This is a genomic window from Neisseria sp. P0021.S007 (genome assembly GCF_051956855.1).
Genome location: NZ_JBQCXA010000004.1, coordinates 119,348 through 144,576, shown reverse-complemented (window position 1 = coordinate 144,576; position 25,229 = coordinate 119,348). Strand labels below are relative to the sequence as shown.

General features: G+C 46.7%; 25 protein-coding genes. 7 read left to right on the top strand and 18 right to left on the bottom strand.

The features are described from left to right. The first annotated feature begins 167 nt into the window (after nucleotides 1-167). Nucleotides 168-1,079: a MetQ/NlpA family ABC transporter substrate-binding protein gene (locus tag ACTHUR_RS07235; protein ID WP_070695416.1), complete on the top strand. Its 912-nt coding sequence runs from the start codon at nucleotides 168-170 to the stop codon at nucleotides 1,077-1,079. Nucleotides 1,080-1,674: 595 nt separating this feature from the next. Here ACTHUR_RS07235 and ACTHUR_RS07230 read toward each other — a convergent pair. The 10 genes from ACTHUR_RS07230 to ACTHUR_RS07185 all read right to left on the bottom strand — a co-directional run bounded on the left by ACTHUR_RS07230 (nucleotide 1,675) and on the right by ACTHUR_RS07185 (nucleotide 15,943). Further along, on the bottom strand, nucleotides 1,675-2,694 hold the full coding sequence (locus tag ACTHUR_RS07230) for an FAD:protein FMN transferase (RefSeq protein WP_070695418.1): 1,020 nt from the start codon (nucleotides 2,692-2,694) through the stop codon (nucleotides 1,675-1,677). Nucleotides 2,695-2,813: 119 nt separating this feature from the next. Beyond that, on the bottom strand, nucleotides 2,814-3,308 hold the full coding sequence (locus tag ACTHUR_RS07225; protein WP_070695420.1) for a nitrous oxide reductase accessory protein NosL: 495 nt from the start codon (nucleotides 3,306-3,308) through the stop codon (nucleotides 2,814-2,816). Further along, nucleotides 3,305-4,135 carry an ABC transporter permease gene (locus tag ACTHUR_RS07220; RefSeq protein WP_070695422.1) on the bottom strand — a complete coding sequence of 277 codons (831 nt, stop codon included), beginning with the start codon at nucleotides 4,133-4,135 and terminating at the stop codon, nucleotides 3,305-3,307. The genes ACTHUR_RS07225 and ACTHUR_RS07220 overlap by 4 nt, the downstream gene beginning before the upstream one ends. Then, nucleotides 4,132-5,031 (bottom strand): ABC transporter ATP-binding protein, encoded by a 900-nt coding sequence (locus tag ACTHUR_RS07215; RefSeq protein WP_004519672.1) that lies wholly within the window; start codon nucleotides 5,029-5,031, stop codon nucleotides 4,132-4,134. Before ACTHUR_RS07215 ends, ACTHUR_RS07220 begins: the two co-directional genes overlap by 4 nt. Nucleotides 5,032-5,087: 56 nt before the next feature. Next, the gene (locus tag ACTHUR_RS07210; protein WP_440361193.1) at nucleotides 5,088-6,467 is read right to left on the bottom strand and encodes a nitrous oxide reductase family maturation protein NosD; all 1,380 of its coding nucleotides are present in this window, start codon (nucleotides 6,465-6,467) and stop codon (nucleotides 5,088-5,090) included. Nucleotides 6,468-6,665: 198 nt separating this feature from the next. Continuing rightward, nucleotides 6,666-8,633: a TAT-dependent nitrous-oxide reductase gene (gene nosZ, locus ACTHUR_RS07205; protein WP_004519669.1), complete on the bottom strand. Its 1,968-nt coding sequence runs from the start codon at nucleotides 8,631-8,633 to the stop codon at nucleotides 6,666-6,668. A 109-nt stretch (nucleotides 8,634-8,742) separates the two neighbouring features. Continuing rightward, on the bottom strand, nucleotides 8,743-11,037 hold the full coding sequence (locus tag ACTHUR_RS07200; RefSeq protein ID WP_191620597.1) for a NosR/NirI family protein: 2,295 nt from the start codon (nucleotides 11,035-11,037) through the stop codon (nucleotides 8,743-8,745). Nucleotides 11,038-11,505: 468 nt separating this feature from the next. Further along, entirely contained in the window at nucleotides 11,506-12,567 is a 1,062-nt protein-coding gene (gene porB / locus ACTHUR_RS07195; RefSeq protein WP_070503692.1) for a trimeric porin PorB, read from the bottom strand. A 314-nt stretch (nucleotides 12,568-12,881) separates the two neighbouring features. Then, nucleotides 12,882-13,727, bottom strand: a complete 846-nt coding sequence (truA, locus tag ACTHUR_RS07190) for a tRNA pseudouridine(38-40) synthase TruA (protein WP_004519666.1) — start codon at nucleotides 13,725-13,727, stop codon at nucleotides 12,882-12,884. A 227-nt stretch (nucleotides 13,728-13,954) separates the two neighbouring features. After that, nucleotides 13,955-15,943 carry a FimV/HubP family polar landmark protein gene (locus ACTHUR_RS07185; protein ID WP_004519665.1) on the bottom strand — a complete coding sequence of 663 codons (1,989 nt, stop codon included), beginning with the start codon at nucleotides 15,941-15,943 and terminating at the stop codon, nucleotides 13,955-13,957. Between the two features lie 353 nt (nucleotides 15,944-16,296). On the opposite strand from ACTHUR_RS07185, the gene ACTHUR_RS07180 reads away from it, so the two are divergent. From ACTHUR_RS07180 to dtd, 6 genes are all read left to right on the top strand, one after another. Further along, a complete protein-coding gene (locus tag ACTHUR_RS07180) occupies nucleotides 16,297-16,830 on the top strand; it encodes a septation protein A (protein ID WP_049336720.1) in 534 nt (177 codons plus the stop codon). Next, complete coding sequence (locus ACTHUR_RS07175) at nucleotides 16,830-17,120, top strand: YciI family protein (protein ID WP_004519663.1); 291 nt, start codon at nucleotides 16,830-16,832, stop codon at nucleotides 17,118-17,120. The genes ACTHUR_RS07180 and ACTHUR_RS07175 overlap by 1 nt, the downstream gene beginning before the upstream one ends. After that, nucleotides 17,117-17,389, top strand: a complete 273-nt coding sequence (locus tag ACTHUR_RS07170) for a BolA family protein (protein WP_049322785.1) — start codon at nucleotides 17,117-17,119, stop codon at nucleotides 17,387-17,389. Before ACTHUR_RS07175 ends, ACTHUR_RS07170 begins: the two co-directional genes overlap by 4 nt. 68 nt (nucleotides 17,390-17,457) lie before the next feature. Beyond that, nucleotides 17,458-18,330 (top strand): peptidylprolyl isomerase, encoded by an 873-nt coding sequence (locus ACTHUR_RS07165; RefSeq protein ID WP_049336722.1) that lies wholly within the window; start codon nucleotides 17,458-17,460, stop codon nucleotides 18,328-18,330. Between the two features lie 44 nt (nucleotides 18,331-18,374). Then, entirely contained in the window at nucleotides 18,375-19,139 is a 765-nt protein-coding gene (locus ACTHUR_RS07160; protein WP_049336724.1) for a peptidylprolyl isomerase, read from the top strand. A 98-nt stretch (nucleotides 19,140-19,237) separates the two neighbouring features. Next, complete coding sequence (gene dtd / locus ACTHUR_RS07155) at nucleotides 19,238-19,699, top strand: D-aminoacyl-tRNA deacylase (RefSeq protein ID WP_049336726.1); 462 nt, start codon at nucleotides 19,238-19,240, stop codon at nucleotides 19,697-19,699. Nucleotides 19,700-19,758: 59 nt separating this feature from the next. Here dtd and ACTHUR_RS07150 read toward each other — a convergent pair whose 3' ends face one another. The 8 genes from ACTHUR_RS07150 to hisI form a co-directional block, all read right to left on the bottom strand. Further along, nucleotides 19,759-20,277 carry a gluconokinase, GntK/IdnK-type gene (locus ACTHUR_RS07150; protein WP_049336727.1) on the bottom strand — a complete coding sequence of 173 codons (519 nt, stop codon included), beginning with the start codon at nucleotides 20,275-20,277 and terminating at the stop codon, nucleotides 19,759-19,761. A 91-nt stretch (nucleotides 20,278-20,368) separates the two neighbouring features. Continuing rightward, nucleotides 20,369-21,754, bottom strand: a complete 1,386-nt coding sequence (locus ACTHUR_RS07145) for a GntP family permease (protein WP_004519658.1) — start codon at nucleotides 21,752-21,754, stop codon at nucleotides 20,369-20,371. A 557-nt stretch (nucleotides 21,755-22,311) separates the two neighbouring features. Continuing rightward, entirely contained in the window at nucleotides 22,312-23,088 is a 777-nt protein-coding gene (gene tatC, locus ACTHUR_RS07140; RefSeq protein WP_039862097.1) for a twin-arginine translocase subunit TatC, read from the bottom strand. A gap of 15 nt (nucleotides 23,089-23,103) precedes the next feature. Beyond that, entirely contained in the window at nucleotides 23,104-23,766 is a 663-nt protein-coding gene (gene tatB, locus ACTHUR_RS07135) for a Sec-independent protein translocase protein TatB (protein WP_440361194.1), read from the bottom strand. Between the two features lie 3 nt (nucleotides 23,767-23,769). After that, entirely contained in the window at nucleotides 23,770-23,973 is a 204-nt protein-coding gene (tatA, locus tag ACTHUR_RS07130; RefSeq protein ID WP_003679438.1) for a Sec-independent protein translocase subunit TatA, read from the bottom strand. A 35-nt stretch (nucleotides 23,974-24,008) separates the two neighbouring features. Then, on the bottom strand, nucleotides 24,009-24,332 hold the full coding sequence (locus ACTHUR_RS07125) for a histidine triad nucleotide-binding protein (RefSeq protein ID WP_004519654.1): 324 nt from the start codon (nucleotides 24,330-24,332) through the stop codon (nucleotides 24,009-24,011). Between the two features lie 118 nt (nucleotides 24,333-24,450). Further along, on the bottom strand, nucleotides 24,451-24,774 hold the full coding sequence (locus ACTHUR_RS07120; protein WP_003679440.1) for a phosphoribosyl-ATP diphosphatase: 324 nt from the start codon (nucleotides 24,772-24,774) through the stop codon (nucleotides 24,451-24,453). A 32-nt stretch (nucleotides 24,775-24,806) separates the two neighbouring features. Further along, entirely contained in the window at nucleotides 24,807-25,214 is a 408-nt protein-coding gene (gene hisI, locus ACTHUR_RS07115) for a phosphoribosyl-AMP cyclohydrolase (protein ID WP_004519653.1), read from the bottom strand. Nucleotides 25,215-25,229: the final 15 nt, after the last annotated feature.

Below are 25,229 nucleotides of genomic sequence, written 5' to 3'. Positions count from 1 at the left end.
ACTATTTTTCAGACGGCCTGTTATCTATTTAGAACATATTAGGATATACCAAATAAATCTACAAAAAACACCCTCATATTCCCAAAATAGATTTACAATTCCTCTTTTTTTGACGGCGGCAGCTTAAGGCCGTCTGAAACCGTTTTATCATCCATCTGGAGCAAAATATGAAAACCAACACATTCTTCAAAACCCTTTCTGCTGCTGCGCTGGCCATCGTACTGGCTGCCTGCGGCGGTCAAAAAGACAGCGCGCCTGCTGCCTCTGCTGCTTCTTCTGCCGACAACGGCGCAGAGAAAAAAGAAATCGTCTTCGGTACAACCGTCGGCGACTTCGGCGATATGGTTAAAGACCAAATCCAACCGGCTTTGGAGAAAAAAGGCTATAAAGTCAAACTGATCGAATTTACCGACTATGTGCGCCCCAACCTTGCTTTGGCTGAAGGCGAATTGGACATCAACATCTTCCAACACAAACCTTATCTGGACGACTTCAAAAAAGAACACAAACTGGACATCATTGAAGCCTTCCAAGTACCGACTGCACCTTTGGGCCTCTATCCTGGCAAACTGAAATCTTTGGACGAATTGAAAGACGGCGTCAGCGTTTCTGCACCTAACGACCCATCTAACTTTGCCCGTGCATTGGTTATGTTGAACGAATTGGGCTGGATTAAACTGAAAGCCGACGTTGATCCGCTGACTGCCTCTAAAAACGATATTGCCGAAAATCCAAAAAACATCCAAATCGTAGAACTTGAAGCCGCCCAACTGCCACGCAGCCGTGCCGACGTTGACTTTGCCATCGTTAACGGCAACTACGCCATGAGCAGCGGCATGAAACTGACCGAAGCCCTATTCCAAGAGCCAAGCTTCGCCTACGTTAACTGGTCTGCCGTCCGCACTGCCGACAAAGACAGCCAATGGCTGAAAGATGTAACCGAAGCCTACAACTCTGACGAGTTCAAAGCTTACTCACAAAAACGCTTTGCCGGTTACAAATACCCTGCGGCATGGGGTGAAAACGCAGCAGCAGGTGCTCAAGCCGAAGCCGCCTCTACTGCTTCTGCAACCAAATAAATCGCTCTTTGAAAAAAGGCCGTCTGAACGTTCAGACGGCCTTTTTCTATTGATTATCTCTTCTCAAAGCTCAAAATAAGTTTTTTGATTAACGCCAAATACTTACGTAATTCCCTTTTTAAAACCAAATCAATATGTTGTAAAAAAGTTCAATAAGAAATCATGTTTTTATTCAATAGAATCAATCACTAAATGAATTATTCTACTTTTTTATAATATTCACTAGTAATGTTCCGCTTATCCTGATATTATACCGTTCATCTAAAGACATCCGGTTATCTGCATTACAGACCGCTCATCTGAATTGCTTCAAACCACTTTGTCGGATTTTCCCATATATGTTGTGTTTCTCCGTATCGAAGGGGTTTGAGCGGTCGAAATACCGTTTTGCTTAGATATTAAAGCTTCGTGCTTTGAAATGAGTGAATTTTTGTTTTAAGTGTCGTAATCTCTTGCTAATTACTCCCAGCTGCAAGAGTTTCAGGGTTGCCCCTTGGGCAGCCCTTCTTTTTTTATATTTCATTATTTCAATATCTTAGACTTTCCCTTATTCATATATTCAAACCAACTGGCAAAACCATTCTTTTTCTCAATCTCAAATCTTCTTCAATTCATTATTCGGCATCACCAGCCAAACCTGTGCCTTTTTAACTTGGGCCGCTGCTCGGATGGCCGCTTCATCCATAATAGAAAATGCGGTAGAAAAAGCATCGGCAACCGCCGCACTCTCCGCCATGACGCTCATGCTTTTATAGCGCGGCTGGCTTCCGCCTGTGCGCGGGTCAAACAGATGGGTAAATTTGCCTGCCTCGTCCATTACCGTGCCATAGCCGCCCGATGTGGCAAACGCTTGATTTTTCATGGCAATAGTGGTCAGGATTTGGTCTTCTTGGTCGGGATTGCGAATGCTGACATTCCACTCGCGCTGGTTAGCATTATCAAAGCCGTAAATCTCCCCCATATCAATCAATGCCTGGGTAACGCCTTGCTGCTTCAACAATTCAGCTACTTTGTCGGTGATATAGCCCTGCGCAATGCCGTTGAGCGACAGGCCCATGCCTCTTTGGGCAAAACGGATTTCTTTGGTATCAAAATCGACTTTGTTGAAATCCACTAATTTGAGCGTGTCTTTGATACTGCGTTCAGATGGCGGCGTTTCGGTTTTAGGGTTTCGTCTGAAATGATCGGCATACAGATTCCACAATGGCTGAATGCTGGGATCAAATGCACCCTGCGTCAGCTGATGGATATCTCGGCTGATACTGAGCAGCTGTAAAAAATCAGATGGCGGATTTTTCAGACGGCCTTCTCGGTTTAAACGGCTGATCAGGCTGTCGTCCCGATACAGGCTGAAGATTTTTTCCAACCGTAAAACTTCCGCCAATACTTTGTTGACTAATATTTCTGCCTGCTTGCGCTCAACGCCGAACAAACGCAACTCCGCGCCCGAACCCAATGCAATGCCTCTCCAAATAACTGGCTGCTCTTCTTGATTTGGGCTGGTCGGATGAGTCGGTTGATTGGTTTTGCGGCTGATGGCAAAAGGAATGCCGACACCGGCGGCAAGGGTGGCAGCTATGGCAAGGAAACGGCGGCGCGTTAAAGGGGTGGACATAAAGTATTCCTTAGATTTTTTATCTTTACATTGAAAGCCGCATTCATTAAATCATCAATCGGCAGCTTCCAATACAAAGGCCGTCTGAAACTGTTTCAGACGGCCTTCTATTGATTGTTTTATTTGAAAATGTATTCGTCGGGCATCTCTGCAAAACCGACTACTCTGCCGCCTTTTTCTTTGGCGAATTTTTCAGCCTGAGCCTTGTCGGCAAACGGAAGTGCGTCTTCCGCACCCATGCCGCCGATAAAGCTGCTTTCGATGACGTAATAGGCTTTTTTCGCATCTATCCATTCGGCGTCAGCATTGGGTTTTTCCCAATCTTTGACTTTGCCCATATCGGTAACATAGATGACATGAATGCCTTTAGGCTCTTCGGGCAGCTTTGTATAACCGAACATCTGCTTAATGGTGGAAAACCAAACTGGTTTGTCAGGTTTGCCGTTCAAGAAGATTTGCGCTTTAGGGCCGTTGTGTTCGGTCAAATTCATGCTGCAGTAATGACCGACTGCGCTGTCGCTGATTTGTTGGGGCGCAGGCGGAGGGCTGTTATCCTGCTTACTGCAGGCTGCCAATGCGATGAGTGTGAAGGTTGTCAATAATATTTTTCTCATATTTGTCGCTTTCCGAAAATCCAGGCGGCTAAGACCAAAGGAATGATAACCCATAATACCTGCGCCGTCAGCAAAATAGGCATACTCAGGCTGATTTGATCGCTCAAACCTGCCATGCCGGCATACATGGCTGTATTTTCGTAACCCGTCAGGTTCAGCAGGCGATAAATGTCTGCGGGGTTGAACAGAAGAACGGTTTCCACTACAGGCGCGGTAATGACTTGTTCGGTATCGGCAACCAAAACACCCAAAAGCGCCATATCGAAAATAACGACAAAAAACAGCCATACGCCGATGGCGATACCGGCGGCTGTACCGCGTTCTTTAACTTTTGCGCTGATCAAATAGCCCATGGACAAAAAGGCTGCGCCAAGAATCACGCTGGCAGCAATCAAAAGGGCGAAAGGTTGCCATGCGGCAATATCAAAACCGCCGTTGGCAAGCTGAAGGGTAATACCTGCCAATCCGTAGCCTGCGGTGGTAGCAAGGGCAAGAATGATGAGGTGGCCGATAAATTTACCGGCAAGGATTTGGTTGCGCGAGATGGGGTAACTTAGCAACAACGCCATTGTACCGCGCTCGATTTCGCCGATCAGTGCATCATAAGAGAGCAACATCGCAATCAGCGGGATCAAGAAGATAGACAGGCTGGACAGACTGACTACAGTTACCGTCAAGGGATCAACCTTGACCGAACCGGTAGGCGAGCTGCCGAGAAAGCCTAATGACAGTGCCAATGCGGCAAGCAAAAGTGCGGCGGCAAGAACCCAACGGTTGCGCAGGCTGTCTCGGACTTCTTTGCCGGTAATAATCCAAACGGGGTTCATACGTCTTCCCTCTTCAAGAATTGCGCGTACATATCATCAAGTGTTGGCGTGTGGATATCGATGTAGGCAAGACTGCCCAAATCACCCAATTCGCTCAAAAGTCCCATACGCTCTTCGGCTTTACATTGCGCTTTATACGACAGGCCGTCTGAAAGCGGATGCCAACGCTCGCTCAACGGGCGCGCTTCTTTCAAGCGGACGTTGACGGTCAGCGGTAGACCGCTTTGAACATGCAACTCATCCATGCTGCCGTCAGCAACTTTCACGCCGTTTTTCATAACGATGATGCGGTCGGCGTGGCCGTCAAGCTCGGCCAGTGCATGGGTGCTGAGCAATACGGTTGCGCCGCGCCCATTGAGTTCGCGCACAACTTCGTAAAACATTTGACGTGAAGCCGGATCAAGGCCGGTAGTTGGCTCGTCAAACAATAAAACTTTAGGCTCGCCCAACAAGGCTTGTGCCAAAGCGAGGCGTTGACGCATACCTTTAGAGTAAGTGCCGACACGGCGGCGTGCGGCCTGGGAAATGCCGACACGCTCGAGCAATTCGCGGTTTTTACTCAGGGGCTGTTTTTTTAGTTTGGCATAGAAATCCATGGTTTCGATACCGGTCAATGAAGGGTGCAATGCAACCGTTTCAGGCAGGTAACCGATTTGGCTGCGACGCTGCGCCCCTGCTTTACTGCCGGTCGGCTCTCCCAAAAGCATCACTTCGCCCTCGGTCGGCGTAATCAGGCCGAGTATCAGCTTCATAATGGTAGATTTGCCTGCACCGTTGTGTCCTGCCATGCCGACGCTCTCGCCAGCCTTGAGAACCAGATCGACTTGGTTGACGGCCTTTTGGCTGCCAAACTGCTTGGTCACGTTTCTTAATTCAACGTGGTTGGTACTGCTCATGGATATTCCTCTAGTGAATGTTTCAGACGGCCTTTGATATTGGGCCGTCTGAAAGGTTACATATTGGCATTTCCGCCTGTCAACGCACCGTTTTCGGCATTACCCCATTCGGATTGGTGCGTTTTTGCTTCATGCAGCAATTCGTCCTTCATGGCTTCGTATTTGGTTGTCGTTTTATTGCGGACAGGGTTCATCAAAGGCTTGCTGTCAATTACGCCGCCGGGCAGGATGGCGGGAAATTGAGATTGCGCCCATTTGACAATGCTGATGGCAGGGCTGTTCATCAATAACCGGGCGACGGGTGCGCGCCAGATGATTTGGTCGATAATCCCATTGGGACGGTAGGCACTGTCGCCGAAGCCGTCGCCGTCAAGGTCAAAGGCGCTGTTATCGCTCCAATAGTTGCCGCGACCACCCTCGCCCCAATCAAGGAAACGGGTGCTGACGTATTTGACTTGGCTTTCGTTGTTGATAAACGAATTATTGAACAGGCTTGTGCCTTCAATGGCCGCGGTAAAGTGAATACCGATTTGACAGTTTTCAAAATGGTTGTCGAAAATTTTATCGTAGTTGGCATTGTAGGCAAACACACATTTGCCCGCCTTATTGATCACATTATCGTGAATTTCGGAATAATTGACGTAGTTGAGCATAATGCCTTGGTCGCGACTGCCAACGGCAATGTTGCCATACACTTTCAGGCGTTCAGAAAACATCAGCACATAACCCATATTGTTGCCAACGGAGATATTGTTGCTGACTTCGCTGTCATTGGTATACATATAATGGACGGCAAAGCGCAAGTCGCTAAAACGGTTGCCTTTGTAGGTATTATGGGTACTGGTATTTGAAAAAATACCGTCACGGCCTTTGGAAATATCGTTATCGACCACTTGCGCACCGGGCGCATTCCAGACGGTTACGCCGTTGCCGCGTTCATTGACGCGCAGGGTTGCATCGCCGATGATTTTATTTTCCCGCACCATGGATTCTGCCGCACCGTGAATATACACGCCGACGGAATTGTCGATGATGTTGTTATGCTCCACCAGCGCGCGCGTTGCCGTCTCTTCTAAATAGATACCGGCATCCATTGCCGGCAAACTCATGCCGGAATGGGAAACGGTCAGATTGCGCAAAGTTACATCAGGCGCATGAACGGCAACCGTCCTCCCGCTCCGGTCGCCGACAATCTTGGCGGAACGGTCGGCAGGGCCTTCGATGGTAATGGGTTTGTCGATATAGAGTTTGGTTTTGTATGTACCGGAGGCAAGCTTGAGCGTATCGCCGGCTTGGGCGCGCGCCAAAGCATCATTGAGATTGTCTTGTGCGGATACGTTGATGACTGCGGCAAAGGCCGTCTGAACCATGCTGCCAAGCAGCAATACGAGTGCGGCACGTTGCCATTTGGAACGATGGATTTGTGTGTGCGTCATAATCATATCTCTGTTTCAGACGGCCTGCTTGCCGCATGATAAACCGATGCGGAAACAGGTATTTTGGTGTTATAGCAAAGCTGTCTGATGATGGCTTTCATTTTGTGGCCATATCGGCCGACAAACAACTTTGCTATAAAGGCCGTCTGAAAGAATGTTTTTTCAGACGGCCTGAAGAATTAAATCATCAAACCGAAATTATTTTGGTTTAACAATCATTTGGCCAGACATTTCCATGTGCAATGCGTGGCAGAACCATTGGCAGTAGTACCAGTGTACGCCTGGACGGACAGCCTTGAAGGTTACAGAAGATGTAGCTTGCGGGCCAATCTCCATAGCAATGCCATAACCTTCCAAAGTAAAGCCGTGAGTCAAGTCTTCAATGGTCTCAACGTTGGTTACATATACGGTAACTTCGTCGCCTTGGTTCACTTCAAATTGAGGAACGCTGTAAGCAGGCGCAACGGCAGTCATGTACACGCGTACTTTGTTGCCTTCACGTACGACTTTGGCAGCTTTTTCCAGCTCAACACCGTCTTTTTGAGCTTGTTCCAAAGCTTCTTGCCAGAACCATGGGTCTTTGCGGTCCCAAGTTTTGCTTGGGTTCACTTTAGACGCAGCAACCAAGCACAAGTCGTGTGGTTCGGCAAAAGTCGGATTGTCATGCACCAGACGCATTTCGTCGCCGGAGATGTCGATCAATTGGTCACACTCAGGTTTCAAAGGACCGGCATTCAAGAAGCGGTCTTTAGAGAACTTGTTCAAAGATACCAACCATTTACCGTCGGCTTCTTTGGTTTCGCCCATGGTAGTGTGGTTGTGACCCGGTTGATAGTGAACGTCGAGTTTTTGTTTGATCGGATCGATTTTCTCGCCTTTATAGGCTTTAATCGCGTCGTCGATGTTCCATTTCACCATTTGACTGTCGATAAACAATGTAGTATAGGCATTGCCGCGACCGTCAAATGCAGTGTGTAATGGGCCAAGACCCAGTTGAGGCTCGGCTACGACAACATCGCGCTCTTTGATTTTACCTGCAAACAAGTCATCCAGTTTGCTAACATCCAATACGGTAACGGTTGGAGACAGTTTACCGTTGAGCATGATGTATTTGCCGTCAGGGCTTGCATTACAACCGTGAGGAGAGTTAGGAACCGGGATGTAACGAGTGTATGGAGAGTTGGCTTCCGCACGACCGTCCAACATTTTTACGCCGTTAACTTCTTTGAAGTCGCCTTTTTTGATGCCTTCTTCGATGGCGGCCAGGTTAAATACTACACACCAGTCTTGTTCGTTAGAAGATGCACCTTGTACAGTCAGAGCGCGCTCAGAGTTATAGCAGGTAGAGAAAGAGTATTTACCTTGGTAGTCGGCATCGCCATTATCCAAGTTACCGTCTACCAATACTTGCCATGCGATGTCCATGGTTTCGCCATCAACTGCAGTATAAACGGCATTCCAAGTTTTAGGATCATCCCATTTGCCTACGCCGTCAACAGGAACGATATGCTCACCGTTGGCAAATACGTAGCCAGTTTTCGGATAGCGTTGAGGACGCAGACCGTGGATACCTGAAGCATTAGGAATATCGATGATTTTATCAGTTTTCATCACATCCAAGCGGATACGGCAAACACGGGTGTTTGCTTTATCGTTGGCGTAAGCATAACGGCCATCGTAAGTTTGGTCGGTGAAAGACAAGTGCGGGTGGTGCAAGTCGCCGTTAGGGTAGCAACGCAGACCGCTGTCTTGCAGGAATTTACGGGTTTCCGGCGTAATTTTTTCATTCAAAATACGCAGGCTCTCGTTGGTACGACCCCAACCGGTAGCGCTGTCCATATTGAACACAGGGATACGCATCAACTCACGCATAGAAGGTACGCCGATCAAGCGCATTTCACCTGATTGACCGCCTGACAAGAAACCGTAGTATTGGTCAAGTTCGCCTGGACCAACTTCGGAAGTTTGTTTGCCCGGTTCGGCAGAATGAGCAGCGGCTTTTTCGGCAGGTGCAGCACCGGAAGCAGCAGCTTTATCACCCTCGCCGTTAGAGCAACCGGCCAAGCCCAACAAACCGGCACCAGCAATACCCGCACCGGAAGCAGCGGCAGTACCTAAGAATGAACGACGGCTTAAGCCGTTTTGTTCTAATTTTTCGTCTGACATACGACACTCCTTGGATAAAATCCGGCGGCCGATTTTTCAGACGGCCTGCCGATGAAAAACTTTCTAAGTCAGGCTGCCGATACAGCCCTCTTTTTTTATTGATAAATTACTACTTGTCGACACTGATTGCCGATTCTTTTTTAACAAACTGGACGACTTGTTCTTGAGCATTTTGCGTCACTGCCGCATCATGCTGTTCAGCTTTTGCCGCCGCTTGTTTTTGTTTTTTCTTATTCGTTGCCACTACTTGGGGACAACGCGTATCGTGATGATACATTACCTGACAATGCAGACATTGGATACATTCGTTCGGATGAATGTCGCCTTCAGGTGCGATTGCCTGTACGGGACATTCGTGTGTACAAATCTGGCATGGGTTACCGCACATTTTATAACGGCGCAGCCAATCAAACACACGGAAGCGGCCCGGCAATGCAATACCTGCACCCAAAGGACACAGATAACGGCAGAAGAAACGTTCGATGAACAAGCCTGCAATCAGCAAAGCGGCGGCGAACAGAACAAACCACCATTCACGCATGAATTTCAAAATAATTGCAGTTTTGAAAGGCTCAATTTCAGCAAATTTTTCAGCCGTACCCAAATCGTACAGGGAAATTGCCAGCAAAGCGAAGAAAATTACATATTTAATCGCACTCAGACGGGTATGCAACAAGTGTGGCACTGTAATTTGTTTCAGACCCAATTTTTTAGCGATACGGTTGGTTAACTCTTGCAATGCACCGAAAGGGCACAGCCATCCACAGAATGTACCGCGGTTCCACAACAGCATGGTCGCCGCTGTAAAGAGCCACAGAATGAATACCAGCGGATCCATCAGGAAAAATTCCCAGTGGAACTCAGTCAAAACAGCTGAGAACAACGTCAAAGTATTCACTACCGATAATTGTGCCTGAGCATACCAGCCGATATAAAACAGCGTAAAGGTCAGGAAACAGAGACGGAATCGGTCATACCATTTTTCGTAACGGACAATCCAATCTTGGAACAGGAATACCAACAGAAGAATTGTCAAAGCAATACCGACAACCACGATTTGACCTTGTTTGGCTTTCCAAACCTGTTTCCAAAGTTGGTTGGATACGCCTTCCTCAGCCGTTGCATCTTCTGCAATACCTGTACTTTCTTCCGGAGCAGAGGCTGCCACAGCCACCGGCTCAACCGGTGCACTAATTTCAACCGGCGGTGCTTTAGGATCGTCAACGTAGTAGCCTTTTGGCAATTCGTAATCCAAATCTGCAGTTACGAAAGCCTTATCGTTAACACTCAACACACGTTGAATCATCAGTTGTAAACGCCATGGTTCAGCACCATCAAATTCCACACCTTCGGGGATAGTGAACCAAGAAACTTCTTTAAATGCAGGCGCACCTTCGGCGGATAAAGCAACTACACGTTCATGTTGCGCATCGGTAAAGCGGAAGCTGGTATCGCCTTGAATCATTTCAATACGGTCAAAGATACCACCGCGAACATAACCCGAACCTTTCCAAGAATAGCGACCTTCGCCGGCCACCATCACGGCTTCTTGGCCAGGTTTCAAACGTTTTTGCAGGTTGTTCCAACCGGCTTCACCTAAAAGGCTTTTACCGATGGAAGGCTGGCTGACCAAGGCAACATACAGATCAATAAATGTATCGTTACCATCACCCTGCTCCGCATGATCTGCCACACCTGCTTTACCGCTTTTCTCAAACAGTTTATTGATTTCGTCGATAGAAATATGCAGATGACCGACGGCTTTTTGTTCCAAAAGCGCATTCCATGACAGGATATCTTGTTTGTCTTGATTGGCAACACGACGCGGACGGGTTTGAACGGCAGGCTCGGCAGACTGTTCGTCGGAAGCAGCTGCCGTACCGGCTTGAACTGCTTTATCTGTACCCAAATGATATTGATGGATTACTGCTTTAACAGAGCGCTGAATACTGTCATTGATGACCATCAGGGTCACAGTCGCACCACTAATAATATCCCCTGGTGCAACACCTGGTTGAGGCGGGTTTTTAATAAAATTTAAGCCGATATATTTGTCAATGAATTTATCGACACGGGATTGCGGGATACCGATCAGCATAATCGGCTCATGGTGCTCAACCAATTTTGCGCCGGCAATAGTGCCATCATTGGCCAATGCAACCATCGTATCGATCGGTTTGCTCGAATAACCGCGCGTATTGACCACGTCAGTCGTGATATAAACCAAGCCAAGCTGCTCTTCGCCCTTGTACACGCGAGCAACCAAGGGCTTACCTTCAGGCTTACCGTAGCGGTCAGCACCTGGGAAAATTTCAGACGGCTGAACTTTTGCCAAGAAATCAGGCAAGCGTTCCGCGTAAGCAGGCAGGCTTACCATCATCACGAAAAATACAGCAAACAGCATAAGGATTCGTTTCCAAATGCCACTTAAGCACTTCATTTCAAGACAGGACATGGCTATTCCCGATATATCGATACTCTAAACACTTATATTATATGAATCATCTATCAGCAATAATTTGATTAAAATCAAGTTTACAAATCTTAAAACCAGATTCTACATACTAATAATACTTTAGAACTACATTAGATGAACCTTTTATTATTAGGCATGAAACATAGGAAAATCAACTCAATCCAAGAATCATCCCCATATTATTAACTTATTTATAATAATACTCAAAACAATTTCTGAAATTTCATTTAGCATATATTAAATAGAATAGAACCTGACTTAAATTTCCATAGGCCGCCTGAAAACGAATATCGAAAATACTTTAACCTACCCCTACAATGACAAAATACATTTCTTACAAAAACAAAAAGAGCCTATATAAAACAGGCTCTTTTTTCAGACTAATCTTAAGTCAGATTAGAATTTGTGACGCAGGCCAACAGTACCAGCAGTTTTCTCGTATTTGTAGTCGCCTTTGCCTTCTTTCAACCAGCCGGCAGACAACAGGGCAGAAGTGCGTTTAGAGAAGTCGTAGTCAGCACCAACGATAACTTGGTTGTAAGCGCTATTTTTTTGTTTTACGCCATCTTCTTTAGCTTTGAAGCCGTGAGCGTAAGAAACACGAGGAGTTACGTTGCCGAAGCGGTAAGCAGCAGTTGCACCAACTTCAGTACGTTCGTTTTTCTTAGCACCAGCTACGTCAGCTTTGAAGCCTTCGTATTGACCTACAACAGCAACCATCAGGTTGTTAGCATCGTAACCAGCAGTCAGACGGTGTGCTTGGTGATCTTTGTAAGCACCAGCAGCCAAAGTAGTGTTGCCGTTGAATGCATCCAAGTAGCCAGCATCCAAGTCAGCACGTTTAGCATAAGAACCAGCATAGCGACCGAAGAAGCCAGAGTTTTCGTAGTTCAGGCCCAAATCGTAAGATTCACGGCTTTTCACAGTGTGAGTGTATTTATCGCCAGGGTTAGCATTGTCGCGAGGTTGGTATTGTACGCTTGCACTGAAACCACCAAATACAGGAGTGTCGTAACGTACAGATACTTTACGAGTATCTACACGTTTAATTTTACCCAGTTGCAGAGCATCTGCGTTAGCGGCACCAGATTCCCAAGGGTCGAAGCTGTCGCTACTGTCTTTCAGAGCAGTGTTCAGGTTACCGGCACGAACTTTACCGAAACCACCTTCCAAACCAATGAAAGATTCACGGTTAGCAAAACCAGAGTCACCACCGGCGATAGAAGTGTTTTGTTCAACTTGCCAAATAGCATTCAAGTTGCTACCCAAGTGTTCGTGGCCTTTGAAGCCGATGCGAGAACCGTAGTCAGCAATCTCAGTAGCAGTTTTAGAAGTAGCTTTACCCACTTTTACTTTAGAAATTTCAACGCCGGCTTTAACTTGACCGTACAGAGTCACATCAGCCATAGCTGCAACAGGCAGAGCTGCCAAAGTCAGAGCAATCAGAGATTTTTTCATTGCTGTATTCCTTTTCTATTGTGAAGAAATAACTTAAGCAGACCGGACAATCCGCTTAGGCTTACATTATCGCTGGAATCAGCGATTCCATGACTGTTACTATAATTGCTCCTCTCTAAAAAAACAAACTTTATTCAATCCACCCCCACCACCCTTGAAACCCAGCAAAGGCAAACACAGCCTAAAAAAATGAAATTTATTATTTAAAATCAATGATAAATTTCTTTTAAAACCAATTGTGCATTTTTACAACACTTTATTAATTTACACATCAATCCAGCTATTTTGTTGCTTTTATACCAACAATCCGCCAATTAGGCCGTCTGAAAAACGTTACCCGAAACATTCATCCACTCAGGCAGAGGCAGTCTTACCACCCCAAACTCATCAGGATAATCAACGCCTGTCAAATATAGACCGTCAGACATAAAGGTCGGAGGCGCTTTCAATCTGCTTCTTGCATAAAAGATTGACTGAAATTCATCCACACTAATCCTACCACTTCCCACATATACCAATGCGCCCATAATATTGCGCACCATATGATGCAAGAATGCATTTCCATGCAAATCAAGGCACAAATAACGAGGAGTCCCACTAATACTTGCCCTATATAGCGTTTTTATAGGCGATTTTGCCTGGCACTCAGCCGCACGAAAGCTGGAGAAGTCATGTTCACCCTCCAATAAAGCAGCAGCCTGCCTCATCAGATTTAAATCTAATTTCAAATGTGTCCACCCCACCCTGCCAACCAACAACGGAGAACAAACCGGAGATGACTCCAGCAAATAACGGTAATGCCGGCCATAAGCATCAAATCGAGCATTAAAATGAGGTGCAACTTTTTGCGCAAGCAATACAGCCACACCGTCAGGCAAATGCGCATTGACTCCACGCACCCACGCTTGCTCCGGACGGCTTACAGATGTATCAAAGTGTACGACCTGAGCTGTCGCATGTACACCCGTATCTGTCCTTCCTGCAACAATAGTATTAATCTGCTCTCCTGCTATTGAAGTTAATGCCTGCTCTAAGGCCGTCTGAACAGTCGGCAAATCTCCAGCCTGTTTTTGCCAACCATAAAAACGACTACCGTCATAAGAGAGGGTCAAAGCCCAGCGCTGCACCAGATGTCCTGTTGTATTTACTTGTTCAGTCATTTCTTATACTTCTTGTAAATTGATATTGTTGCCTACGCTCAAGTAACAAATATTAAAAAGGCGTGATTAACACACGCCTCCATTTTGTATTTCAGACGGCCTTCATCTTCAACCATCATATAAAGCTGAAATCTTACCCAACCAATAATAGACTCAGATAAAATCTTGCTTTTTAATTTACCATAAAAAAGATGCCGTCTGAAACGGCATCTTCATTTGACTAGCACTTACGCGCCAAGTTCTTTCATCAGTTTTTGGGCTTTATGCAGAATATCGCCTTCAGCCTCCTCAATCAGCCCTTGCAATGTTTCTCGAGCCGCTTCAGGATCACCGATTTCGATATACATCTTAGCCAAATCATATTTGGCTTCAAGCGGTGCAGTCATGCCAACTGATTCTGAAACAAAGCCTCTTTCACTATTGCTTTTATCGGCGGCTACTGAAACATCTTCAGCTCCCCATTCCAATGCACCTTCTTCAATCACAAACTCAGAAGCAGCTTCTTCTTTCTCTACTTCTTCTTTGGTTCCTTGAATTTGCAAGTCTTGATCTTGCTTGATCTCGAATGGCAACGCATGGCCGTCTGAAGCTTCAGGGGTTTCTACCGTAAACTCGAGTGGCTCTTCATTTCTTGACTCGGAGACTTTTTTCTCTGCCGCCAAATCAAACTCAGCAAATGTATTTGCCTGCTCTTCTTTACGTTCAGGCATAACAACGGATACCGGCTGATATGGATTTTCTGGTTCAGGTTCGTACACGCTTTCTGTTGATTCGATATTGTCCCAATCAGCATGGCGACGTTGTTCTGTCTCAACATCATGCGTTACTGCACCTGAAAGAATACCTGCCTGACTATTGTCAATCTTACCTAAATCAAGTTTGACATCATCGATATTGGAAGATTCTTCTACTTCATTGATAACCACATCATCTTCAAAATCGTCTTCGATAAGCAGGCCATCTTGAGTTTTTTCAGACGGCATTACTTTAGTTGCAGCAACCGCAGCAGCTGAAGCAGCAACATCTTTCTGTACAGCCTTCTCTTCATCCATACGGCTTACAGGTGCTGCTTCAGGCTCGTCTTTACGTTTACCCGCAGCTTTTAACAACAACCAAGCAGCAATAAGGGCTGCACCGCCTGCCAATAACCATTTCCATAAATTGCCATTTGATTCGCCCTCTGTTTGCTCCGCGATAGAATCAGTGGTTGCAACAGACTCAGAAGCCACTACATTCTCTTGAGCATCAGAAGAAGCCATAGCTTCTTGAATATCGGATGCAGGAACAGTCGATGCGGCATTTTCATTAACCGCTGCAGATGCTGCTTGTTCTGTTTGTTCAGCTGAAGCTTGTTTTACTTCTTCCTGTTGCTGTGTATTTACGCCAGCATCTTTAACCTGGGCTTCAGTTTGAGCCTCAGGCTGAACAACAGGTTTTTCTGTTTTAGCCTCTGTTGCATTAGCGGTTTCATTGGCTTTTTCTGTTGCCGTATTAGTTTTAGCAGGAGCAGAAGCAGCCAAACGTTGCAATTCGCTACGGTTTGGAATATTCAGCACCTTACCTGCCAACATACGGTTGGCATTGTTATCGATAAACACATCCGGATTGGCATTAACCAATGCTTGAATGGTTTGATCCAAGGTCATACCTTGCGGACGGATGCTGGACGCAATGGCAATCAGGGTTTCACCCGTACGCACCAAATGCTGTCTACCTGAACGTGCAGCTGTGTCGTTTTTAGCAGAGGCCGTCTGAACTTGTTTTTTCTCAGCCTTACGCTGCACATCCTTACGCGCTTGAGCTGCCTGATTACCTACTGCTTTATTGTTTTTAGTTGCAGGCTGTTGGGCATTGCGTGTCGGCTCGAAGGATTGGGATTCGGCAGTTTGACGGGGGCGGACGGATGCCGCATCTTTAGCGTCGTATCCGGCCGGATCGATGATAGCAGTGTATTCACGCGATTGCGCGCCGACACCTACTTGGAAAACCAAAACAGGATCTTTGATGGCTTTAGAGGAACGAATGGTAACGACTGCCTTATCGCCTGATTTGCGTACCGCCGCGCGCAAATTACCATTTGAAATAGTGGCCTTACCGCCATTAAGCAGAGCCTGAGCTTCCTCGCCAGTCACAGTGATACTGCCTGTAAAAGGCTCACCCAAATGAGATTGAACGTTCAAACCGCCCAAACCTGCAGAAGCGCTGAGCGATGTCATTAAAGCGATAGAAGCTGTAATTAATTTAATATTGTGATGTTTTTTCAAAACTGATCCCCTGTTCGGAAATTATGGTACTAACCAATGTGCGCGCATTTAACCATATATTTACTAGATATTACGTCATGATATATTTTTAACCCATTTCTGCCAAGCAATACAGGCTATTCAGCCTGAAATTCCTTGGTAAATCTATTACTTTTGCATGCTTGTGTTTCTTTTTTACAAATTTCGCCAACCCAAAACAAATATCTCATATGGATATATGTGGTATTAAAGTCATGGGGAAAGGTGCAAAAAAACACATCTCCCTGTATGATTAGCATTTACTCAATTAGTTTCATCATTAATATATGAAGGTTTTGAGCGACTTATTCGCCGTATTCTTATTTTTCATCACATACATCATCACCAAAGACATGATTGCCGCAACGGCTGTTGCGGTTATAGTCGGTATTGCCCAAGCTGCGCTGACCTTTTGGAAACACCGCAAACTGGACACCATGCAATGGGTCAGTCTGATTTTGATTGTCTTTTTTGGCGGTGCAACGATTCTGCTGAAAGACAACCGCTTTATCATGTGGAAACCGACCGTTCTGTTTTGGATCGGCGCAATCGTCATGCTGTTTAGCCATCTTGCCGGTAAAAACGGGCTAAAAGCCGTGATGGGTAAAGAAATGCAGCTTCCTGATTTTGTATGGACGCGCCTGACTTATGCATGGATTGGCTTCCTGATTTTTATGGGGGCTGCCAATCTCTTTGTCTTTACGTATTTTCCAGACCAATGGGTCAATTACAAATTGTTCGGCACATTGGGTTTCACAATCATTTTTTCTATCGCACAGGGCATGTATCTGATGCGTTTCCAGCCTAAGGAGGATCAATAATGGAATATTTCATGCTTTTGGCCACTGATGCCGAAGATGTCCACGAAGCACGCATGGCAGCCCGCCCTGCTCATTTGGCACGCTTGGAAGAATTGAAAGCGCAAGGCCGTCTGCTGACTGCCGGCCCCAATCCTCTACCAGACAATCCGGAACGCGTTTCCGGCAGCCTGATTGTGGCTCAATTTGAATCTTTGGACGCAGCACAAGAATGGGCTGAACAAGACCCTTACGTCGATGCCGGCGTATACGCAGAAGTATTGATTAAACCCTTTAAAGCCGTGTTCAAATGAGCAATATGCGTCAAATTATCGAGGAACGCCTGCAGGCACTTGAGCCTGAGTTCTTCGATTTTGAAGATGAGAGCCATCTGCACGCCGGCCATGCCGGCAATAAAGGCGGCGGGCATTATGCGATATTGGTGGTCAGCAACGCATTTGAAAATATCGGTCGCCTCCAGCGGCAACGTATGATTAAGCAGCTTTTGCAAGACTTGTTTTCAGACGGCCTGATTCATGCACTCAGTATCAAAGCGGCCACGCCGGACGAATACTTCCATTAAGATTACTACTTAAACTTTGATTTCTAATCATTAATTTATTTCCAATCATTATTTAAAAGAGAAATACGATGAAAAAAACCTACTTTGCTTCAGCCTTGATGCTTGCCCTGACTACCGGCACCCTGTTTGCCCAAACTTTGGTGACCGTCAACGGTCAAGCCATCGACAGCAGCGTTATCGATGACCAAGTTGCTTCCGTACGCGCCAGCAACCCGAACGTTCAAGACACTCCTGAATTGCGTCAAATGCTGACTGAACGCCAAGTTATCAGCACTGTTGTTACCCAAGAAGCTAAAAAATTAAAACTGGATCAAAGCGCTGAATTCAAAACTGCATTGGAGCAAGCGCGTGCCGATGCCGCCAAGCAAGGTGCAGATAAAAAAGCCACATTCAAAACCGAATGGGCAGTTTTCGAAAATGATTTGTTAGGCCAAGCTTTCGCGGCGCATATCGTCCGTCAATATCCTGTTCAAGAAAAAGATGTCAAAGCCGCTTACAACGACTTCAGCAACTTCTATAAAGGTACTCAGGAAGTCCAAATGGGCGAAATCGTGACTGACAGCAGCAGCAATGCCCAAAAAGCCATTGCCGATTTGGATGCGAAAAAAAGCTTTGTTTCGGTATTGAACCAATACTCAATTGACGAAGCGGCCAAAAAAGCCGGCGGTATCCCTAAAGCTTATGTTCCGCTTAAAGATTTGCAAGAATCAGCGCCTCCGCTTTACGCAGCTGTCAAAGACCTGAAAAAAGGTGCGCACACTAAAACGCCGCTGCAAAACGGTAATTTGTACGCCGTTTTCTACGTCAATGACCGCCGTAACGTTACCGTACCTTCTTACGAAGCCTCTAAAAACGAGATTGGCAGCGACTTACAGGCAGCCCGTGTTGATGCGGCCATTCAATCATTGCTGAAAAAAGCCAGCATCAAAGTCAACAAATAATATAACGTGCCCGCCGTGATAACGGCGGGCAATAAGGAACTCACATGAACATCAAGCCCAAAACTGCCGTTTTGGCTATCCTCGCCCTATCAACCATCGGCTTGGCAACTGCCAAAGCACCTGAAATCGATCCCGCCCGTATCGACAGCATGGTTGCCGAAGTATTGAGACAAGCCGATCAACATCCCAACCAGACTGCCAAACCCGATGGTCAGGCAATCCGCAAAGATGTGGTTACACGTTTGCAGACTTTGGAAATTTTGAAAAATGAAGCCATCCAGGCTGGTTTGGACAAAGATGCAGAAGTGCAGAATCAGCTTAAAAACGTTGAAGCTGAGTTTTATGCCAACCAATACGCTGCTTATCTAGAACGTCAAACCGCGGTTGACGATGCTGAGTTGCGCCGTTTCTACGACCATCAAACACGCATTATCAAGCTGCAACAAGTCAGCTTTGCTTCAGCCGACGAAGTACGCGCCGCGCGAGAGCTGCTGCTAAAAGGCTTGTCATTTGAAGAGCTGATGAAACGCTATCCAAACCCCGAACAAGAGTTCGACGGCTTCATCTCTCCGCAGCAGCTCTCTCCTCAACTGGCTACCGCTTTTGCCGACATGAACCGAGGCGATGTAACGCATGAGCCGATTCAAATGGAAAACCGTTTTTATCTGTTTAAACTCAGTGCAGTAGAACACGATCCCAATGCCGAACCTTTCGAACTGGTACGCAATCAGATTGCCCAAGCTGTTAAACGACAAAAAGTCGAGAATCAGATCGAACGTATCTTAAAAGAAAACGGCATTAATCCGTAAATTGATTCAATGGTTTCAGGCCGTCTGAAACCATACTCCAACCCAAAGGGCGTGTCTTTTACGCCCTTTTTTACAAACTTCTTTTATTCAAAAACATCATGCGCGCTGTTATCCAAAAAGTTACCCAAGCCAAAGTTGACGTTTTGTCCGAAAACTCCTGCGAAACCTGCGGCAAAATCGACAACGGATTTATGATATTGCTCGGCGTTACCCACACCGATACAGAAACAGACGCCAAATACATTGCGGATAAAACCGCCAACCTGCGTATCTTTGAAGACGAAAACGGCAAATTAAATTTATCGCTCAAAGATGTCGGTGGCTCGATATTACTGGTTTCCCAGTTTACCCTTTACGCTGATGCGCGCAGCGGCCGCCGCCCATCTTTCTCCAATGCTGCCCCTGCCGAACAAGCGGATAAGCTTTATCAATATACCGCGCAACTTTTGCGCAAACATGGATTGACTGTCGAAACCGGCAGATTCCAAACCCATATGCAGGTTTCCCTTTGCAATGACGGGCCGGTTACCTTATTGCTTGACTCGCAAAAAACATTCTAAATCCCATCAAAAAAGGCCGTCTGAAATATTTCAGACGGCCTTTCCATTTCTGATCATTACTAAATCAAGCCTTGCGCTTTCACCCAGTTCACAATATCTGCCTCAACGGCTTCAGGCGAACCCGGATTGTCAATTTTAACGCCGTACTCATCCGCACCCAGCTCTTCCAAAATCTCCAGCTGCGAATCCAGCATTCCGGCTTTCATATAATGCCCCTGACGCGACAGCATACGTTCAAGATTGATTGCTTGAGGCGGAGTCAGATGAATAAAAGCCACCTTCCCTTCTGCACCACGCAGAATATCGCGATAGTGATGCTTGAGTGCGGAACAAGTAACAATGGAATATTTTTCCCCGTTTTTTGCCTGCTCTGTCATCCAGTCACGCAAATTGCCCAGCCAAGGATAGCGGTCTTCGTCCGTCAACGGAATACCGGCACCCATTTTGTCGCGGTTGGCTTGAGTATGGAAATCATCGCCTTCGGCATATGGGCATTGGTTGAGATGTTTTTGCAAAGACAATGCGGCAGTGGTTTTACCGCAACCGCACACGCCCATCATGACAAAATGTGTCGTCATTTTTCTACTCCTTGTTTATCTAGATTTTAACGGTATTTGAAAACAGGCGGATTGTGTTATCTCAAAAACACTATCCGCCGGCCATTTTCGATTAAACCAAGATAAACAACACTGACGATAAAGCAAAACCGATGAGTGCGATAAGTGTTTGGTTGACCGTCCATGTCTTCAAGGTCGTCGGCACATCCATATCCAACAGACGGCCGACAAGCCAGAAGCCTGAGTCGTTAAAGTGGCTGCAACCAACGGAACCTGCCGCCGTCGCCAATACCACGCAAGTAATCTGCCAATCGCTGAAACCTGCCGCCGCAACGGCCGGTGCCATCAACGCGGCAGCGGTAGTCAGGGCAACAGTCGCAGAACCTTGCGCAATACGCAAAGCCAAAGCTACCAAGAAACAGCCCAGTAAAACAGGAATACCCAAGTCAGCCATGCTGTCGGCCAAAGCCTTACCGATACCGGAAGCACGCAATACGCCGCCGAACATACCGCCTGCACCGGTAATCAAAATAACCGAGCAAACCGGGCCCAATGCGCCATCAATGGTTTTCTCCAAAGCGCTGGCTTTTTCACCACGTTTACTGCCCAATACATACAGGGCTACCAAAACAGAAATCAGCAAAGCAATTGGTGTCGAACCGAGCATTCGTGCAAACTGCACCCAGCCTTCATCCGCACTGACCATTTTCTCGCTGATCAGAGTAGACAAACCAGTATTCAAGAAAATCAACAACATAGGAATTAGCATAATGCCAATGACCGTAGATGCCTTTGCAGGCGCTTTCGGTTGGTCGTTATCTTGCGTACCGCCGCTGAGCAAATCAGGAACGGGCACATGAATGCTGCGGCCCAAAATCTTACCCAATAAATAGCCGCTGAAATACCAAGTAATCAAGGTAACAGGCAAACCCAAAATCAGCAGTTGACCAATATTTGCGCCATAAAATTCAGAAGCTGCAATCGGGCCGGGATGTGGCGGCAGGAAGACGTGCATGACGGAAAATGCGCCAATAGATGCCAACGCATAGGGCAAAACAGTTTGCTTCATGCGGCGTGCCGTTGCAAACACAATCGGCAACATCACCACCAAACCGGCATCAAAGAAAATCGGAAAACCGAAAATCAAAGAAGCCACGCCTAAGGCAAACGGCGCACGATTCTCACCAAAAATCCGAATCAGCGCATCTGCCAAAGACTGAGCACCGCCGGAAGTTTCCACCAAACGGCCAAGCATTGCACCCAAACCAACCAACAACGCCACGCTGCCAAGTGTACCGCCGAAGTTTTTGACCAATACATCATTAACAATGCTGCCCATAGGCAGACCTGTTACGATGGCAGTCAGCAAGCTGACCAATACCAACGTCAGCAAGGCATGAACGCGCAGTTTTACAATCAAAATCAAGATCAGCAAAATCGCTGCCGCGGCGATACCGAGCAAAGTACCGGCACTCAGCGTTTGAGTCCATCCATCCATTTTGAAGCCTTTCTCTGTAAGAAAAATACAAACTTATTAATGTTTCTTAACACACGTAGATAAGATAACACATTTCACTATGGATTCATACGGCTGGATTTAGTCAAAATATAAACTTCTCTTTTTCAAAACCCTTTTTGTAAGATGCTTGATAAATAAGGATTACAACGAAAAACAAGGGTGACAAAAAGGCCGTCTGAAACGTAGTTAATTTTCAGACGGCCTGACATCATTCTTCTCGATAAAATAGAAACGAATATTTTTTCAATTACCTAAAATCAAGTATTTTCGGCTTATGCCTTGGTAAAAATCACCCCATTTCCCAAACGTAATTCCGGCAGTTTGGTATTAAAATCCAGCCCATTGAGGCATGAGGGACTGTTACGCATTACTGCTTCGATTTCGGCAAAATCCTCGGTCAAAAATTTTAGCCGAATCAAAAGAATCTGGACAGTAATGTTTTACGATTCCCCGAACATTCATCATGCTTTTTCTTAAAAACTGAAAGTGCCATGATACAAAGGCCGTCTGAAAAATTCTTCAGACGGCCTTGATTCTTAAACTTCTGCCGGTGGTTGCGGTGTATCCTCATCTTCCTGCTGCGTTTTCGCTTTGGCAAAACGGCTGAACCAAATACCAGCTTCGTAGAGCAGAATCAGCGGAACGGCAAGCAGGGTTTGGGAAATTACGTCAGGCGGCGTGATGATTGCGGCCACGATAAACGCACCGACAATCACATACGGACGCGCATTCTTAAGCTGTGCAGTCGAAACAATGCCCATTTTGGCAAGCAACACCACAACGACGGGAACTTCAAACGTCGTACCGAATGCAACAAACATGCCCAAAATAAAGGACAGGTATTTATCGATATCGGTCGCCATATTGACACCGACAGGGGTTACACCGGCCAAGAATTTGAAAATAACGGGAAATACCAGAAAATAGGCAAACGCCATACCAACAAAGAAGAGCGTCACGCTGGACAACACCAGCGGCGTAATCAAACGCTTTTCGTTTTGGTATAAAGCCGGGGCGACAAACGCCCAGACTTGATACAGCGTGTGCGGCAACGACAGCAGAAACGCCGCCATCAAGGTAACCTTTACCGGCACAAAAAACGGCGCGATCACATCGGTCGCAATCATGCTGGTATCTTTAGGCAGATTGGCCATCAATGGTTCGGCAACAAAAGTATAGAGCTGCTGGGCAAACGGCATCATGCCCAAAAAGCAGACAACGATACCGATGACGATCCACATCATTCGGCGGCGCAGCTCGAGAAGATGCTCGATAAGCGGTTGGACGGGTTGTTCGTGTTGAGGTTCGGACACCGGTTGACTCACTTTTTACTTACGGACGCGCAGTTTGGGCTTGGCGTGGAATTTCGGGCGCATATCGCGTTTGCGGCTCATCGCCTGCTTACGCAAAGAAGTCGTATGCAGCGGAGGAACATCGGCAGCAGGAGCTTCGACATAGCTGACTTCAACCGCCGGTGCGGGGGAAACCGATGCGGTCAAATACTCACGCCAAGCGCGGTCTTGCTCGGACTCGGCATTTTCAGCTCCGACAGGCTCTTGAGTTTGCGCTGTTCCACCCTCTTCAGGAACTTGGGCCGCACTTTCATTTTCAGTGCTGCTTGAAGCCAAATCAGGCAGAGGATTACCGAACTCGTCCACGCCAAAATCAGCTGGCGTTTTTTGTTCGGGCAGGCGCTCCCAAGGCTTGAGGCCATCTGAAATATCATTCAGATTTTTTTGTGCATCATCGCCTAAGTCTTTGATACCGTCGCGAAACTCCGAAGCGGCGGCTTCAAATTCCTGCTTCACCTTGCGCAATTCGTCCAACTCAGCCTGAGTATTGAGCTCCTGCTTGACGTTGTTGACGAAGCCTTGCAATTTGCCGACCAAACGCCCGGCCGTGCGCGCGGCTTGCGGCAGACGTTCTGGACCCAGCACTATTAGGGCGACAACGCCGACCAGCAGCAATTCGCCCAAACCGAAATCAAACATGGATTATGCTTTGTCTTCGTCTTTTTTGTGTTCGATGACTTCGTCTTTTTTGGCATCTTTGCCGTCTGTACCTTCATTCAGGCCTTGTTTGAAGTCATGCACTGCACCGCCGAGGTCTTTGCCGACATTGCGCAATTTTTTGGTACCGAATACCAAAACGACGATAATCAGTACGATAATCCAGTGCCAGAGAGAGAAGCTACCCATGATAAATCCTTGAATTTATTAAAAATAGATGATAGTTATGCAGGCGTACCCATGATATGTATATGCAGGTGGAATACTTCTTGTCCACCGCCTTTGCCTGTGTTGATCAGGGTTTTGAAACCGTCGGTCAAACCTGCCTCTTGGGCGATTTGAGGGACTTTCAACATCATTTTCCCCAACAGGGTTTGATGTTCGGCGGTTGCGTGTGCCAGTGAATCGAAGTGTACTTTCGGAATCAGCAGCAGATGCACCGGCGCAGCAGGACGGATGTCTTTGAAACAAAGCATCTCATCGTCTTCGTAAACAGTTTGTGCCGGAATATCTTTGGTTGCGATTTTGCAGAAAATACAATTATCCATAATGGCTCCAATGGCCGTCTGAAAACGGGTATAACGAGTTTCACCCCAAAAAGGGAAATCGTTTTTGCCCTAAGAGACGGATTCTGAAACAGGTCAAATACGGGATTGTAATATAAATTCAAGATTCTTTGCGAGAAGCTTTTTCCACTAATCCCGACAAACCTTGACGGCGCGCAAGCTCGTTTACTACATCTTCGGCACGCAATCCGTGATGCGCCAATAAAACCATGGTATGAAACCACAAATCCGCCACTTCGTAAACCAAATGTTCGCCACCGCCATCTTTAGAGGCCATCAAGGTTTCACCCGCTTCCTCGATGACTTTTTTCAGAATCTTGTCTTCGCCTTTGTGCAGCAGCTGGGCAACGTAAGAAGCATCGGGATCGCCGCCTTTGCGCGAATCGATGACGTTTTGAATTTGGGTAAGGATAGTATCGGTCATGGTCAGTTTCTCTTATTTTCTTTCAGACGGCCTTAAGGATGTTTATGTCCGTAAATCGCCTCTTCGTCTTTCAACACGGCATCGACTGTCTGCCATGCGCCGTCTTGCCAAACTTTGTAAAAACAGCTTTCGCGCCCAGTATGACAGGCAATGCCGCCGTTTTGTTCAATCAACATGACCACTGCGTCGCCATCGCAATCCAGGCGCAATTCATGTACTTTTTGCGTATGCCCTGACTCTTCGCCCTTCATCCATTGTTTTTGGCGGGAACGGCTGTAATAGTGGGCAAACCCGGTTTCTACGGTTTTTTGCAGGGCTTCGGCGTTCATCCAGGCAACCATCAGCACACGGTGTGTCTGCCAATCTTGGGCAATCGCGCAAACCAAACCTTTTTCATCAAATTTTACGGCATTCAGCAGCGTTTCGTTTATGTTCGACATTCGCATTTTTTTCCC

Bases quoted from the DNA above. Each gene is read 5' to 3' on its own strand.
- ACTHUR_RS07145 (WP_004519658.1), bottom strand. From the start codon at position 21,754: ATGGATGGATGGACTCAAACGCTGAGTGCCGGTACTTTGCTCGGTATC.
- ACTHUR_RS07235 (WP_070695416.1), top strand. From the start codon at position 168: ATGAAAACCAACACATTCTTCAAAACCCTTTCTGCTGCTGCGCTGGCC.
- tatA (WP_003679438.1), bottom strand. From the start codon at position 23,973: ATGGGTAGCTTCTCTCTCTGGCACTGGATTATCGTACTGATTATCGTC.
- porB (WP_070503692.1), bottom strand. From the start codon at position 12,567: ATGAAAAAATCTCTGATTGCTCTGACTTTGGCAGCTCTGCCTGTTGCA.
- ACTHUR_RS07225 (WP_070695420.1), bottom strand. From the start codon at position 3,308: ATGAGAAAAATATTATTGACAACCTTCACACTCATCGCATTGGCAGCC.
- dtd (WP_049336726.1), top strand. From the start codon at position 19,238: ATGCGCGCTGTTATCCAAAAAGTTACCCAAGCCAAAGTTGACGTTTTG.
- ACTHUR_RS07220 (WP_070695422.1), bottom strand. From the start codon at position 4,135: ATGAACCCCGTTTGGATTATTACCGGCAAAGAAGTCCGAGACAGCCTG.
- ACTHUR_RS07120 (WP_003679440.1), bottom strand. From the start codon at position 24,774: ATGACCGATACTATCCTTACCCAAATTCAAAACGTCATCGATTCGCGC.
- hisI (WP_004519653.1), bottom strand. From the start codon at position 25,214: ATGTCGAACATAAACGAAACGCTGCTGAATGCCGTAAAATTTGATGAA.
- ACTHUR_RS07175 (WP_004519663.1), top strand. From the start codon at position 16,830: ATGGAATATTTCATGCTTTTGGCCACTGATGCCGAAGATGTCCACGAA.
- ACTHUR_RS07185 (WP_004519665.1), bottom strand. From the start codon at position 15,943: ATGACATCGCTCAGCGCTTCTGCAGGTTTGGGCGGTTTGAACGTTCAA.
- ACTHUR_RS07200 (WP_191620597.1), bottom strand. From the start codon at position 11,037: ATGCTGTTTGCTGTATTTTTCGTGATGATGGTAAGCCTGCCTGCTTAC.
- tatB (WP_440361194.1), bottom strand. From the start codon at position 23,766: ATGTTTGATTTCGGTTTGGGCGAATTGCTGCTGGTCGGCGTTGTCGCC.
- nosZ (WP_004519669.1), bottom strand. From the start codon at position 8,633: ATGTCAGACGAAAAATTAGAACAAAACGGCTTAAGCCGTCGTTCATTC.
- truA (WP_004519666.1), bottom strand. From the start codon at position 13,727: ATGACTGAACAAGTAAATACAACAGGACATCTGGTGCAGCGCTGGGCT.
- ACTHUR_RS07160 (WP_049336724.1), top strand. From the start codon at position 18,375: ATGAACATCAAGCCCAAAACTGCCGTTTTGGCTATCCTCGCCCTATCA.
- ACTHUR_RS07165 (WP_049336722.1), top strand. From the start codon at position 17,458: ATGAAAAAAACCTACTTTGCTTCAGCCTTGATGCTTGCCCTGACTACC.
- ACTHUR_RS07150 (WP_049336727.1), bottom strand. From the start codon at position 20,277: ATGACGACACATTTTGTCATGATGGGCGTGTGCGGTTGCGGTAAAACC.
- ACTHUR_RS07180 (WP_049336720.1), top strand. From the start codon at position 16,297: ATGAAGGTTTTGAGCGACTTATTCGCCGTATTCTTATTTTTCATCACA.
- ACTHUR_RS07170 (WP_049322785.1), top strand. From the start codon at position 17,117: ATGAGCAATATGCGTCAAATTATCGAGGAACGCCTGCAGGCACTTGAG.
- ACTHUR_RS07125 (WP_004519654.1), bottom strand. From the start codon at position 24,332: ATGGATAATTGTATTTTCTGCAAAATCGCAACCAAAGATATTCCGGCA.
- ACTHUR_RS07230 (WP_070695418.1), bottom strand. From the start codon at position 2,694: ATGTCCACCCCTTTAACGCGCCGCCGTTTCCTTGCCATAGCTGCCACC.
- ACTHUR_RS07215 (WP_004519672.1), bottom strand. From the start codon at position 5,031: ATGAGCAGTACCAACCACGTTGAATTAAGAAACGTGACCAAGCAGTTT.
- ACTHUR_RS07210 (WP_440361193.1), bottom strand. From the start codon at position 6,467: ATGACGCACACACAAATCCATCGTTCCAAATGGCAACGTGCCGCACTC.